Source organism: Clostridiales bacterium (assembly GCA_015243575.1).
Taxonomy (GTDB): Bacteria; Bacillota; Clostridia; order Peptostreptococcales; family Anaerovoracaceae; genus Anoxybacterium; species Anoxybacterium hadale.
In genome coordinates this window covers 2,790,001-2,803,490 of the sequence record CP042469.1, presented here as the reverse complement: position 1 = coordinate 2,803,490, position 13,490 = coordinate 2,790,001, and the positions used below count along the sequence as shown (strand labels likewise).

Here is a 13,490-nt window from a genome sequence, read left to right as displayed (position 1 = left end):
GAATTTGAAATGAAATATGATGCATTAGGAATGATCGAAACAAAAGGTCTCGTAGGATCCATCGAAGCTGCTGACGCTATGGTAAAGGCTGCTAACGTATACCTTGTTGGTAAAGAGCACGTTGGCGGAGGTCTTGTAACTGTAATGGTTAGAGGAGATGTTGGAGCTGTTAAAGCTGCTACCGATGCCGGTGCTGCTGCTGCTCAGAGAGTTGGAGAACTGATCTCCGTTCACGTAATTCCAAGACCACACGCAGAAGTAGAAAGCATTCTTCCTGCAGGAAACGCTGGAAAAGACGTAAAATAGTAACGAAAACTGATCCAGTTGAAAAGGCCTTTCAATGGAATCGTTTCGGCAGGGTGTCCCCGGGGACATCAAGCGATCATTAAAAAAAGGGCAGGCGGCAATGATGTCGCCTGCTCTTTTTGGATGTACCCCAAATATTTAATAGAGAGCCTTTTTATCTGCGGAGAATGGACATTTCTCCACAGATAAAAAGGACTTTAATGGAACTATTCGAATAGGAATTATATGGAAAAATACGCCAACGTATTGATTTTCTTCATCCTTTATGCAATTCTACTATTATCGTATTGTTTTCAATATCATTATGGTTTTATTCGAAAACAGTGTCGTTCAGTGACATATGACTCGTCTGCAGGGAGGTAAAGTTTAGATGAGAAACAGGGAGATCACCCGGGAAAAAATCATTAGGGCAGCCATTGAAATTGGTGCACAGGAAGGGATCAGTGCTGTTACAACGCGAAAGATCGCAAAGTCTTGCAGTATTGCTGAGGGTACGATATTCTTCCATTTCGGTACAATCAAGGATTTACTCTCAAACGCTTTTATGATAATTGACAAAGCAAAGGCGGAAGCCCTTTCTGGAATAAGACGTGAGCTTTTTGATCATCCTGATGAGAGAATGATAGCTTGGGAAATTTGGAGGACATATCTGGACTTCTGGTTGGAGCGTCCCTTAGAGACAAAGTATTACGCTTCATTCTTCCGGTCAGCGCTGTACGATTATAAAGTGCACACTGCGACGGAAGAGGCGGGGCTGGGCACGTATGTCAAATATAGAGAGCTTATGGAAGGCCGAAAAATGTTTGATTCCGCGTATCAAATCATCGGATACGTTAACATCTGGCAGCACATTATAAATGCAACGTTAAACTTTGCAAATAAAATTTCAGATGGGGAGATTAGGGAAAGCGAGGAAGTGAAGGAATTTATATTTGAACTAATCTTTGAACGTCTTATGAAATAAGCTAAATAAAAATGAAAAAGACTTGAAGATTGCATTCAAGTCTTTTGATTTACATCGTACTATATCTATCTTCATTCATATCAATCATATCAATCATACTTTTCGGTTAGTGACCTGACTTCAGGGAACCAACATATTTTCTGTACGTCTGCGGAGTCATGTTCATTTGTGCACAAAATACTCGATTGAAGTAAGACGGATCAGAAAAGCCGCATTCTATGGAAATTCGGTAAGCATGATAGTTGGTGGTTTCCAGCAGCTTGCAGGCATATTCTATTTTCAGCCCAATCACATATTCTGTAAAGGCGACACCCATTTCACGTTTAAAGACATGGCTAAAGTATTTTGGGTTGACGAAAACCTTGGAAGCTACCGTTTCCAGGGTAAGCCTCTCTCTGAAATGCTCTTTGATAAACTTTAAGGATTCCTCTATAAAATATTGCCGCTCCGGCTTCACTTCTGTTGTTTTTTCTTCCTGCTTGAGCTCTGGCTGAACCTCACTTGTACTGACAGTGCCCATCATACGGCAGAATACATCCTTAAAATCAGTAGGCTTAATTGGTTTTAGAAGATATTCAAAAACTCTGAGGCTTACTGCTTTTTGCGCATAGGAAAAATCCGAATATGCGGATAGAACGGAAATGCATGCATTGGGCAGAAATTTTCTGATTTCCTCGATTGCAGAGATGCCGTCCAACTCGGGAATTCGTACATCCATGATGATAATGTCAGGTCGGTGTTCTTTCGCAAGGTTGATCGCTTCCACACCGCTTTCGCAAGTTAGCAAGGTATCTTCTGGGAGAAGCTCATCCAGTACGACCGATCTTAGAAAATCTTGTTCAAGCAGTTCATCTTCTACGATTAAGACCACGCTCAAAACTGTCACCTCCCGTTAGATTGGGTGGGTATTGTGATGGTTACGGTACTGCCGCTATAGTCGGATTTTACAATCTCCAGGCCGTATCCGTCTCCATAATACCGTTTCAAACGGTTGTCTGTACTCCAAATTCCAAGGCCAGATTTGTTTTCCGTTTGCTGTACTTTTTCAGAATTTCTGATTTTATCAAGTATTTCCTTTGAAAATCCGTTGCCGTTATCCAAAATGGAAATCACAATACCATTCTTCTGCTCTTCGGCAAAGATGCTGATTTTGCCCCCGTCTCTCTTTGGTGTAATACCATGAATCAGAGCATTCTCAACAATGGGCTGAATCACCATGTTCGGGATCCGATAGGATCTTATTTTATCCGGAATATCAATGTCATATTCCAAGCGGTTCTTAAAGCGAACCTTTTGGATATAGAGATATTTTTCTATATTGTCAATCTCAGATCCAATGGTATGAAGCTGGTCGTCCTGCTTCAAATTATATCGAAGCAGGTCTGAGAGACAGTAAATAAGCTCTTCTGTTGTATGGGAATGCTCAAAATACGCAATACGTGCAATGCAATTCAGCGTATTAAATAGAAAATGCGGATTGATTACAAGAGACATATTTTTTGCTTCCAAATCAATGATCTTCTTCTCGAGAATTTCCTTTTCAATAGACAATCTTGCCACATCGGAATCTGTATTGTTGACGGATTCTGTAAGGTCAAGAGATATATTCTTTGCAATATGTCCGCACAGTTGCTCGTGGATACTGATTTTATTCTGTTCTATTGTCTTCAGGGATGATATCGCTTTTGCAATGAATTCTAGCTCAGCGCTCTTTTCATCTTGAAGGGATTGAACATCAATCATATATTTTTGATATTCTGTTTCCGGCAGATAAACCTGCATACCGCCGATATAACCTAAAATCTCATCCTCTATTTTTATTGGAATTAGAATGTTCTCCAGTCCGTGCCTGCATACAAAGCTTCCTTCACCGCCGGGTTGAAATCTGCTGCTATAATCAGGACATACCCGTCCGCCTCTTTCCATACATACCTTCGTGCAGAAATCAGGAGAAGGTATGAACTCAAGGAGAATTTCGCCGCTGGTATCAGCAAGAAAAAGCGCAATATCAGACAGAGAAAGTATCCCGCTGTATCGGGCATATAAATTCGAAGCTATTAAGTTTTTCAGTGGGTTATTTTGTGTTTTCATAGTTAATATTGTAATATAAAATGTCGTAAAAGTAAACAGCTTGTAAAATGGAAAAACCCCGCGTCGGACTCATTGCTCTGCGGGGTTTCCGATTGGATTGTATGAACAGTATGATATTTCCACAATGATGTTTTTCAATAGCATTTCTTATAAATTGAAATGATATCTTCTTTTGAAGGCTGCCTTGGATTTGTAGGAGTACAGCGATCCGCCATTGCAGCTTCTGCCATAGATTCAAGAGCATTTTCGAATGCAGTCTTGTCGATACCAAGAGCACTCAAATGATCTTCGATTCCCAAAACACTTTTCAGACGAGTTACAGCTCTGATCAAGCTGACACAGCCTTCGCGTTTTGTTCTGGCAGGAAGCTGCAGCATCTCAGCAAGCTTAGCGTATCGTTCCGCTGCATATCCGTTCGCGGTACCGGCCAAATCAGCGTTATATTCCATAACGGCAGTGAGCATCATTGCGTTGGAGCGGCCATGGGGAATGTGGAAAGTGCCGCCTACAGCATGGGCCAAGCTATGGTTGATGCCCAGGCCCGCATTGGTGAAGGCCATTCCAGCTAGGCAGGAGGCATTCAAAACACGGTCTCTTGCATCGGCATTATTAATATCCTTATAAATAAGCTCTAAATTTTCAAAGATCAATTTAATTGATTTTTCTGCAAGAGCATCGGTAAAATCGGTAGCATCCTTGGAAACAAAAGCTTCGATTGAGTGAACCAATACATCAATCCCTGTATCCACCACCACGCGCTGAGGAACATGCTGAATGCACGTAGAATCCAGAATTGCCATATCGGGTGCAATGAATTCATCTACGATACAAACTTTTCCATCCTCTCCTGTAATGACAGAGAAGTTTGTTACTTCAGAACCTGTACCGCTCGTTGAAGGAATGGCTATAAAAAGCGGCTTTCTAAAATTCTTGCCTTCCGTTTCAACAAGCTTAGAGGCAAAATATAGAATCCCTTTTGCCGTATCGATGACGGACCCGCCGCCCAGCGCTACCAAAACGTCAGCACCGCTGTCTTTATAAAGCTTCATGCCGTCGGCAATGACCTTAACATCAGGATCTGGGTGAACATCTGTAAAAACTACAGAGCTGATTCCTGCATTGCTAAGAAAATCCACTGCTTTCTGAAGATAACCCAGCTTATCCATGATGCCGTCCGATACGATAAACGCTTTTGTTCCGGAGATCTGTTCCAGGAGCTGGATGGACTGATTATTGAAATAAACCTTTGATTTTAATATAAACTTATCTTCTTTAATGATGAATCCCTCCTATCGTCTGATTTCTTGTATCTTAAATGAATAACTTGTAGTATCTTTGTTATTTGAAAGATTCAATGTTATCTTTGTTATAAAAATATCATACCATAGTATGACAGCTTTATATTGAAGATTTGTCATATAATTGTGGCATAATTCCATTGAATTTTCAACAATTATTGTATTAAATCTCTATTCTTGGACTATCGCCATGAATCAAGAAAGGATACGTTGATTTTGGGTAGACTAACTGGTATAATAAATGCAATAAAGGATCAAAAACAAAGATTTTGTGCCAATGCATTTATTGCGACGGTTGAAGCAAGCCGGAGCATCGCCTTGCTTGATGTCTAAATAAATGCAATAAAGGATCAAAAACAAAGATTTTGTGCCAATGCATTTATTGCCAATACATTTATTACGACGCTTGAAACAAGCCGGAGCATCGTCTCGCCGGAGCACCTCTTTTGCCGGAGCATTGCTTTGCCGACGTCTAAATAAATGCCATTGAGGTTACAATTTAAAGATCCGAAAGAGATTTTAAACAGCCCAAGGCTGACACGATATAAGAGGGAGAAGCATGGTGAACTTTTAAATGGATGAATTAGTACAAAAAAAACTGAGGCTCATATTTCAGGATGACAACATCATATTTGACAGATCTCGTTTCGCAGGTGGTCTGACGAATTATAACTATATCATGGAGATTCAGGGGAAAGAGTATGTTGTTAGGCTTCCCGGTGGCATGACCAATCAAATGATTGATCGTAAAATCGAGAAAGTAAACAATACGATCGCTTGTGATTTGGGACTGAACTCAGAATGTTATTATTTTGACGATATCAGTGGCATCAAAATCAGTGTCTATCTAAAGAACAGCAAAAACATTGCCCAAGCAGATCCATGCGATTTCGTCAATATTAAAGCTGTCTCTGGCTTAATGAAGAGAGTCCATCAAAGCGCTAAGCCCTTTCCCAATCGGTTTGACTGGGAGGCGGAGCTCAACAAGTATGAACAGATTGTGAGGGAGCAAAAAGGGGATTTCTTCTTCGACTACTTCACCTTGAAAAATAAACTGAAAGATTTTGTAGGGAAGCATATCACAAGCACACTGATTGTGCCTTGTCATAATGATACCGTGCCGGAAAACTTCGTAATTGCTCAGGATGGCAGAACCTACCTTATTGACTGGGAGTATTCCGGTATGAATGACCCAAGCTGGGATGTCGCGGCCTATATTCTTGAATCCAGACTCACTGAGGATGCCATTCAGTATTTACTTCAGGAATATTATGCAGAGCAGCCCTCGGAGGAAGAATTGGTAAAGATAAAAGCTTTCATGGCAGTTCAGGATTTGCTCTGGACCGTATGGGCTCTAATACGACACTATAATGGGGATGATTTTCTGGATTACTGCAATATCAGATATGAACGATTCCGCAAGAATCTTAAGGCACTGACAAGTCAATCGGACTGTACCATTGCCGATCTGGTGAAAAGTTGAGCCTTTCGACGAGGGAAAATAGAATAAGAATTACTGAAGTCCGCTGATCATGCGGACTTTTTTTTATGGCGTGTATTCGCAACAGTCCTAACTTTTGTTAGGACTGTTTGTTAAATAATAAATAATAGATTGAAAAATCAGGAAGAAGGAGTAAAATACTGGTAAAGAGTCAATGCTAACTGTTAGACTGTTCTCCTCTCGGTAACGATCTGGAAAGACAATCATGTCTTCCATGCAAATGGAGAATAGTACAAGAATCCTTCAAGTGGAACAGAAGGGGGAGTGATACTCATGGATTCAACAATAAGAAAGAGCAGCGGTGTACAGCATCATGGGATCGACAAAATGTTTTATAAGACTATGTTTAAGGATTTGTTTGCCGATCCGTGCACAGTACACTTCTGGGATGGAGAAGAGGAACACTACGGCTCTGGTGAGAGTAAATTTCGACTGACCTTCAATGAGCCGATTCCCAAAGCGGATATTATAGCCGATCCATCCATGGCATTCGGTGAAGCGTATATGCATGGAATCATCGATATTGAAGGCAGTGTTCGGGAAGCAGTGGAATCACTGTATAACAACAAAAATAGTTTCCTAAGACAGGGGCATCTTTACAATCGAGCATTAAAACTTCTCTCAAACAACAAGAAGCGAAGCAGAGAAAATATAGAACATCATTACGACATTGGAAATGAATTTTACAAGCTCTGGCTTGATGAGACCATGACCTATTCCTGCGGATACTTTCATTCCCAAGATGATACCCTTTGCCAGGCTCAGAAAAACAAGGTTGACTATATCTTAAAAAAAATGAACCTAAAAGAAGGGCAGACACTGCTGGATATTGGCTGCGGCTGGGGACAACTGATTCTCACGGCAGTAAAGCAGTATAAGGTGAAGGCCTTAGGCGTCACACTGAGTTCTGAGCAGCATGACAAGGTGAAGGAAAGAATTAAAGAGGAAGGGCTGGAAGACAGCCTTGCGGTGGAACTTCGAGACTACAGGGAATTGAAGGATAGGACGTTCGATCGGATTGTAAGTGTCGGAATGCTGGAACATGTGGGCAAGGATCATCTACAGGAATACTTCTCCCATGTGAGCTCCATGCTTAAGGACGGCGGAGTATCGCTTCTGCATTGCATCACAGGAATTCACGAGGGAGCAGGCGGAACCAACTCGTGGATCAATAAGTATATTTTTCCCGGAGGCTACATCCCGAGCATACAGGAGCTGGTTGCACATATTTCCGGAGAGGAATTGCATCTGGTCGATGTGGAAAGCCTCAGAAGGCATTATGGTAAGACGTTAGAACATTGGGCCCAAAATTTTGAAGAGGCCTTACCGCAAATCAGAAAGACCAAGGATGAGGTTTTCATTCGGATGTGGAGAATGTACCTGAATTCCTGTGCTGCATCTTTCAACAGTGGGAATATTGATCTTCACCAATTTCTTTTTACAAAAGATATAACGGAAGATATTCCTTTTTGCAGAGATTATTTATACCGCTGCTAAGCGTCAATTCCATACCAGGCTGAATATACTGAAGCAGGGCGTCCCTTAAAGGATTCCCTGCTGTTTTTTTCTTCAGATACATTCGCAAACTAGGAGGCGAGATATGAAAGTGAGGAATTGTAACTGCATTGAGGTTCCTCTGCTGCGGAGTAGAGAATCGCCTGTACCGGAGTATTTTGACACATATTTAAAAATGAATCCTGCAACGGGTTATCTTACCTTCGAGGTATATGAACTTTCCCCCATTCGAGGACGAATCCCAATCCCAGGTGCAAAGGTGACGGTAAGCAAGCTTTTGGGTGATGATTACTACCTTTCTAAGGTGATGACAACAGATGAAAACGGTGAAACAGAGCGGCTTTCCCTCCGAACGGTGAGCAAGGACCAGGCTCAAAGACCAGGAGAGAGAAACGGATTTACAAACTACTATGCTAGTGTAGAAGCACCGGAATATCAAAAAAAATTCGTCTATGACATTCGGATTTTCGAGGGAGTTACAACGCTGCAGCAGATGGAGCTGCTTCAGAACCGTCAGCCTCAGGAAACTTGCATGCCTGATACCTTTGAGAACAATGGAAAACGAGGGTGAGGCTATGGCAATCATCAGCAGGCCGGACGTAGCGCCTATCCCCGAAAACATAACGGTCCATCTGGGTGCCCCCGATGCGGCTGCAGAAAACATAACCGTTCCCTTTCCCGAATATATTAAAAATGTTGCTTCCGGTACCCTGAACCCAACATGGCCCGACGCCGCACTTCTGGCAAACATATACGCACAAATCAGTCTGGCGTTAAATCGGATTCAAACGGAATCGTATCGGGACAAAGGTTATCTGTTCGATTTGACAAACCATGAACCTTATGAACAGAATTTCGTTCCGGGTCGTGATATCTATGAAAATATCAGCCGGATTGTCGATGAAAACTTTGACAGCTATATCGTCAGAAGTGGAAGCAAAGCGGCGGCGTTTACGCCCTACTGCGACGGTGTGGAAACAACCTGTGAGGGCCTATCACAGTGGGGTTCGGTAGAACTGGCGAAACAGGGAAAAAAACCTTATGAGATTCTAACATTTTATTACGGAGAAGACATTGATTTAGTACGGGACATTCCTATAGATGCAAATTTTGAATCCTATCCTCGATATCCTTTGCGGGTTGGCTCCAGCGGCCGGGAGGTCGGTATTATACAGCATGAAATAAATCGCATTGCTGAAAACTATCCAGTCATACCAAGAATTCAGAACCCAGACGGTAATTTTACAAGAGAAATGGAAGCCTCGATCAAAGCCTTTCAGCGAATCTTTCGTCTTCCAGAGGATGGTGTGGTGGGAAAGAGCACCTGGTACAAGATAAAATATGTTTATGACAGTGTCAAGGGACTGGGAGAACTGTTTTCCGGAAGAGTGGGGTCTGGCGATTTCAAGCGGCCTGCAGACGCCTCTTGGAAAGAAGGGGATTCAGGAATCTGGGTGATGTTGATCCAGTATTATATGCGTTCCCTCTCATGCTACTACCATATCCTTCCTCTGGTAGAAATTTCGGGTACCTTCGGTCCAGAAACCAGCGAAGCGGCAAAAGCTTTGGTGAGTATCTATGGGCTTCCCTGGAACGGATTGATTGATGCTGATGTTCTGGCGAGGTTTTATCAGGACTACCTTGTTAAATTAAAGAATATTCCGGAGGATTGTCTTCCTGAGGAACCCGTTTATCCGGGATATCTATTATACCGTGGGATGGGAGACAATAACGTCAGGCTGATTCAGGGCTATTTGCGAGGAATAGCAGAAAAAGATCCTGATATCCCGATGGTATCTGTTACAGGTGTTTTCGATGCTGTTACGGAAGCCGCTGTGAGTGCCTTTGACAGTAAGTATTTGGGAGAAGGTCAGGGAGATGTACTGATCGGACCGATTACATGGAGCGCCATCATATCAGTGTACCATCAGCTGCAGTAAGCTTCGAATCATAAAGGTGATAAGCGCAATTTGACAGGCAGCCTTTCGTCTGAAGAGGCGCTTTCTGATGGAAATCCAAGAAAATAAAGAGCAGCCAGGTATGAGAAATGATATGCTCCCTTCTAGGTAGACAAGTGAAATAATAAAAACTTGTCACTTAGAAGGGAGCATAATGGGCAGAAAAGCAAAGTTTTCTTTTGAAGTCAAAATAGATATTGTTCAGAGGTGCTTGAATGGAAAAACATCTGCAAATCACGAGGCAAAATTATTAGGAATTGATAGCACACGTGTTCTTGAATGGATTTCATTGTTTCAGTCCTTAGGAGAAAAAGGATTAATTACTACTTCTAAAAATACTGCCTATTCTTCACATATCAAAGAAAAAGCCGTACTGGATTACCTGAATGGGAATGATTCCTATGCTTCTATCTGCAGGAAGTACGGAATTCGTTCCTCCACTCAACTACGGAACTGGATTTTGAAGTATAATGGTCATGAGAAGCTAAAGACTTCTGGAACAGGAGGATGTCCTATCATGACCAAAGGCAGAAAAACAGCATTTGATGAAAGAGTCGAAATCGTAGAGTATTGTATTTCGCATGAACATAATTATACTGAAACCGCTGAAAAATATCTGGTTTCTTATCAACAGGTGCGCAATTATACCGTTAAATACGGATCTGGTGGAGTGGAAGCGTTGCGGGATAAGCGTGGAAAACGGAAAAATCCAGATGATATGAGCGAATTGGAAAAATTAAGGGCTGAAGTGAAGATTTTAAGGGCAGAAAAAGAGCGTGCTGAAATGGAGGCATCTTTCTTAAAAAAACTCGGGGAAATAGAGAGGAGGCGGGGCTAAGTCTGGTTCGCCATGAGTATATCTATCAGGCAATAAAAGAGGAGCATGAAATCCATCATTATCCGATACGTTCACTGCGTAAGTTTGCAGACGTATCACGAGCAGCGTACTATAAGTGGCTTCGTAGAGAAGAACCTGAAAATGAAATGCTCAATAAATGTATCGCTAGTGAGATAGAAAGAATACATACAGAATCACCTGATAAAGGATATCGCCGTATTAGAGATGAACTTGAGCGATACCATGGTATAGATGTAAATGATAAACGTGTTTTACGTATATGTCGAAAACAAGGCATCAAATCAACCATTAAGTATTCCAACAATGGATGTACACGACAGGCAAAAAATCCCCAGTATATAGCCGGGAATATCCTCAACCGTGAGTTTACAGCAGAAAAACCAAATGAGAAATGGCTGACTGATGTGACGGAATTCCATTATTATATGGGAATTGAAAAACGGAAAATTTATTTAAGCGCGATCCTTGATCTGCATGACAGACGTATTGTATCGTACATTATAAATGACATAAATAATAATGCATTGGTTTTTGATACTTTTGATGCAGCTGTAAAAGCCAATCCAGAGGCTCAGCCCCTGTTTCATAGTGATAGAGGATTTCAGTATACCAACCGAACATTTCACGCAAAGCTGGAAGCGGCTGGGATGACTCAAAGCATGTCAAGAGTAGCTAAGTGCATTGATAATGGACCGATGGAAGGTTTCTGGGGAATTATAAAAAGAGAGCGTTACTATGGAAAAAGATTTACCAGCAGAGAAGAAGTAGTGAAAATGATTACTGATTATATGAAGTATTATAACACAAAACGGTTGCAAAGAAACTTAGGCGTTTTAACGCCTATGGAAAAATACGAAATATACTTACAGGCGGCGTAAAGAGCTGCCAGCAGGTATGACCTACTGGCAGAAAAGATTTTATTTTTTTAATTGTCTACTTGACGGGGAGCGGTTCAAAATCTGGCTGCTCTTATGATTTTCTGAATTAATCAAGATCCAATTTATGATTGAGGATCCAAACGGTTCCGGCACTGTATACAAAGGCAGTGAAGAGTGCGAATAGGATGCCTGTGAAAAGCACTCCGTTAAAAATACCGACAAAATCTTGGAGCTGGCCGGTATCTGCCACCGCATTGATCTGCCTTACCAGTTCGCTGGACTGAGGCAGGTAGCTTACGGCTTTGCCGATTCCCTGGATCAGCAGGGTTTCAAGCCACGAACAAGCGAAATAGGCTGCGATGCCAACAGGAACTCTGAAACGGCTCAGCTGTTTTAGATGGCCAATCGAGCAAGCAAGAAACAGCTTTGCAATTTCTTTGACTACCGATGCAGTCGTCATGAGAATGATCAGGGCTGCAGACAGATATCCTTGACCGTTCAGCACAGCATGGATTTCACTGATAATTTCAGTTAATTTGATATTTGCTGCAGGATTCATGACGAAAGCAAATATGAATAGTCCGATTACAGAAACGATCCCGGTTAAAACAATCCACATGGTGCTTACCAGCAGTTTTGAAAACACCAGCTGACCCGAGCTTACGGGCAGTGTCATGGTCAGATAACCTTGTTTGGAGAACACGTTCTTGAGAAAGATGTGGAACAGGTTGATGACGGTGACTACAATAGTTCCTATTATGATGCTGGTTATAATCAGCATTGCCAATGTTCCGGCAATGGGGATATCAAAATTGTTGATCAGCAGCGGAACGATGATGACGCCAAGCAAGATGGCCATATAGATTCCCGCAAAATCCCTCCACGTGGAGCGGATGTCGTATTTCATAAGCTTCGTTAGCATTTGAATACCTCCCTGAATAATTGGTCGATGGATTTTCCTTCTTCCTCTCTGATGTTGTCGATATTACCCTTTCGAACAATTTCGCCTTCCCTCAGAAAGATTACAGTGTCAAAGATTCTTTCAACGTCCGAGATCAGATGTGTTGACATCAGTATGGTGGAATTTTCATTGTAATTTGTCAGAATCGTATCCAAAATAAAGTCTCTTGCAGCAGGATCAACGCCTCCTATGGGTTCGTCGAGCACATAGAACAGGGCATTTCGGGACATTACAAGACAAAGCTGGAATTTCTCTATCATGCCCTTTGACATGCTTTTGATTTTTTGCGTTTCAGAAAGTCCCAGCCGGTGAAGCATATCGAGGCATTTCTTCTCGTCAAAATCAGAATAAAAGTCTTTGAACAGTGAAATCATATCGGTTGGGCGCATCCATGGGCTGAAATAAGCAGTATCCGGTAAATAAGATACCAGGGCTTTGGAAGTGGATCCCACAGGAAAGCCATTGATGGAAACACTTCCCTGATAATCTTTGATTGCGCCGGTGAGAATCTTAATCAGCGTTGTTTTGCCGCTTCCGTTGGGCCCGAGCAAGCCGACGATGTGGCCGGGTTCGAGGGTAAGGTTGATATTGTTTAAAACTGCTTTAGATTTATAAGATTTGGTCAAACCTTTTACTTCTACCAGACTGTCACCTTGATTCAATCTCAATTCTTTCTCTGTGCTGTTAGTTTGCGTGTTCATTCACATCACCCCCATTCTCCAGAAATTTTTGAAATAAATCCATAGCCTCCCGGCTTGAAAAACCAAGACTACTCATCTGATGAATAAACTGACTTACGATATCCTTTGCCACTGATTCACGCATCTCTTTAATCAACTCCTTATTTTCGGTAATAAAACGCCCCACTGTTCGATCCGCATATACCAATCCGTCCCGTTCCAATTCGGCCAATGCTCGCTGCATGGTATTTGGATTGACCTCGAAACGGATTGCCAGATCCCTCACAGATTCAAGCTTGGAACCGGCCGTTAAATCCCCTGAGGCGATTCGGTGCTTGAAATTGCTGACCAATTGTAAATAGATCGGCAGATTTGATTGAAACTGATTCGTCATCTATAAAAACCTCCTTTTGTATTATTGTATTAGGCAATTAATACAATAATACAGTGCGATACATTTGTCAACGGTTTTTACAAAA

At 41.9% G+C, this 13,490-nt stretch carries 12 protein-coding genes and 1 pseudogene; 7 read left to right on the top strand and 6 right to left on the bottom strand.

What is annotated here, in order from left to right:
• Positions 1 to 9: 9 nt before the first annotated feature.
• Together eutM and FRZ06_12430 are read left to right on the top strand one after the other, a co-directional pair.
• Complete coding sequence (gene eutM, locus FRZ06_12435; GenBank protein ID QOX64084.1) at positions 10 to 306, top strand: ethanolamine utilization microcompartment protein EutM; 297 nt, start codon at positions 10 to 12, stop codon at positions 304 to 306.
• A gap of 370 nt (positions 307 to 676) precedes the next feature.
• Positions 677 to 1,270, top strand: a complete 594-nt coding sequence (locus FRZ06_12430; protein ID QOX64083.1) for a TetR/AcrR family transcriptional regulator — start codon at positions 677 to 679, stop codon at positions 1,268 to 1,270.
• Positions 1,271 to 1,376: 106 nt separating this feature from the next.
• Here the strand turns inward: FRZ06_12430 and FRZ06_12425 are convergent, their stop codons facing one another.
• The 3 genes from FRZ06_12425 to FRZ06_12415 all read right to left on the bottom strand — a co-directional run bounded on the left by FRZ06_12425 (position 1,377) and on the right by FRZ06_12415 (position 4,638).
• A complete protein-coding gene (locus tag FRZ06_12425; GenBank protein ID QOX64082.1) occupies positions 1,377 to 2,147 on the bottom strand; it encodes a response regulator in 771 nt (256 codons plus the stop codon).
• A gap of 5 nt (positions 2,148 to 2,152) precedes the next feature.
• A complete protein-coding gene (locus tag FRZ06_12420) occupies positions 2,153 to 3,361 on the bottom strand; it encodes a sensor histidine kinase (GenBank protein QOX64081.1) in 1,209 nt (402 codons plus the stop codon).
• A gap of 134 nt (positions 3,362 to 3,495) precedes the next feature.
• A complete protein-coding gene (locus FRZ06_12415) occupies positions 3,496 to 4,638 on the bottom strand; it encodes an iron-containing alcohol dehydrogenase (protein ID QOX64080.1) in 1,143 nt (380 codons plus the stop codon).
• A gap of 595 nt (positions 4,639 to 5,233) precedes the next feature.
• Between FRZ06_12415 and FRZ06_12410 the strand changes: the two genes are divergently transcribed.
• The 5 genes and pseudogenes from FRZ06_12410 (at position 5,234) to FRZ06_12390 (ending at position 11,370) form a co-directional block, all read left to right on the top strand.
• Positions 5,234 to 6,142 carry a phosphotransferase gene (locus tag FRZ06_12410; GenBank protein ID QOX64079.1) on the top strand — a complete coding sequence of 303 codons (909 nt, stop codon included), beginning with the start codon at positions 5,234 to 5,236 and terminating at the stop codon, positions 6,140 to 6,142.
• Between the two features lie 291 nt (positions 6,143 to 6,433).
• Complete coding sequence (locus FRZ06_12405; GenBank protein QOX64078.1) at positions 6,434 to 7,657, top strand: class I SAM-dependent methyltransferase; 1,224 nt, start codon at positions 6,434 to 6,436, stop codon at positions 7,655 to 7,657.
• A gap of 103 nt (positions 7,658 to 7,760) precedes the next feature.
• Complete coding sequence (locus FRZ06_12400) at positions 7,761 to 8,246, top strand: hypothetical protein (protein QOX64077.1); 486 nt, start codon at positions 7,761 to 7,763, stop codon at positions 8,244 to 8,246.
• Positions 8,128 to 9,615 carry a spore cortex-lytic protein gene (locus tag FRZ06_12395; protein ID QOX64076.1) on the top strand — a complete coding sequence of 496 codons (1,488 nt, stop codon included), beginning with the start codon at positions 8,128 to 8,130 and terminating at the stop codon, positions 9,613 to 9,615. The genes FRZ06_12400 and FRZ06_12395 overlap by 119 nt, the downstream gene beginning before the upstream one ends.
• 112 nt (positions 9,616 to 9,727) lie before the next feature.
• A pseudogene (locus FRZ06_12390) lies at positions 9,728 to 11,370 on the top strand (IS3 family transposase).
• Between the two features lie 106 nt (positions 11,371 to 11,476).
• On the opposite strand, the gene FRZ06_12385 reads toward FRZ06_12390, so the two are convergent.
• Genes FRZ06_12385 through FRZ06_12375 form a run of 3 tightly spaced genes read right to left on the bottom strand, consistent with a single transcriptional unit; the run spans position 11,477 to position 13,405 of the window.
• On the bottom strand, positions 11,477 to 12,292 hold the full coding sequence (locus FRZ06_12385) for a hypothetical protein (GenBank protein ID QOX64075.1): 816 nt from the start codon (positions 12,290 to 12,292) through the stop codon (positions 11,477 to 11,479).
• Positions 12,286 to 13,032 (bottom strand): ABC transporter ATP-binding protein, encoded by a 747-nt coding sequence (locus FRZ06_12380; protein QOX64074.1) that lies wholly within the window; start codon positions 13,030 to 13,032, stop codon positions 12,286 to 12,288. Before FRZ06_12380 ends, FRZ06_12385 begins: the two co-directional genes overlap by 7 nt.
• Positions 13,016 to 13,405, bottom strand: a complete 390-nt coding sequence (locus FRZ06_12375) for a GntR family transcriptional regulator (protein QOX64073.1) — start codon at positions 13,403 to 13,405, stop codon at positions 13,016 to 13,018. The genes FRZ06_12380 and FRZ06_12375 overlap by 17 nt, the downstream gene beginning before the upstream one ends.
• Positions 13,406 to 13,490 lie beyond the last annotated feature (85 nt).

What these genes read in the sequence shown, in the direction of transcription:
- eutM (QOX64084.1), top strand. Translation starts at nt 10, where the DNA reads ATGAAATATGATGCATTAGGAATGATCGAAACAAAAGGTCTCGTAGGA.
- FRZ06_12430 (QOX64083.1), top strand. Translation starts at nt 677, where the DNA reads ATGAGAAACAGGGAGATCACCCGGGAAAAAATCATTAGGGCAGCCATT.
- FRZ06_12420 (QOX64081.1), bottom strand. Translation starts at nt 3,361, where the DNA reads ATGAAAACACAAAATAACCCACTGAAAAACTTAATAGCTTCGAATTTA.
- FRZ06_12410 (QOX64079.1), top strand. Translation starts at nt 5,234, where the DNA reads ATGGATGAATTAGTACAAAAAAAACTGAGGCTCATATTTCAGGATGAC.
- FRZ06_12405 (QOX64078.1), top strand. Translation starts at nt 6,434, where the DNA reads ATGGATTCAACAATAAGAAAGAGCAGCGGTGTACAGCATCATGGGATC.
- FRZ06_12400 (QOX64077.1), top strand. Translation starts at nt 7,761, where the DNA reads ATGAAAGTGAGGAATTGTAACTGCATTGAGGTTCCTCTGCTGCGGAGT.
- FRZ06_12395 (QOX64076.1), top strand. Translation starts at nt 8,128, where the DNA reads ATGACATTCGGATTTTCGAGGGAGTTACAACGCTGCAGCAGATGGAGC.
- FRZ06_12385 (QOX64075.1), bottom strand. Translation starts at nt 12,292, where the DNA reads ATGCTAACGAAGCTTATGAAATACGACATCCGCTCCACGTGGAGGGAT.
- FRZ06_12380 (QOX64074.1), bottom strand. Translation starts at nt 13,032, where the DNA reads ATGAACACGCAAACTAACAGCACAGAGAAAGAATTGAGATTGAATCAA.
- FRZ06_12375 (QOX64073.1), bottom strand. Translation starts at nt 13,405, where the DNA reads ATGACGAATCAGTTTCAATCAAATCTGCCGATCTATTTACAATTGGTC.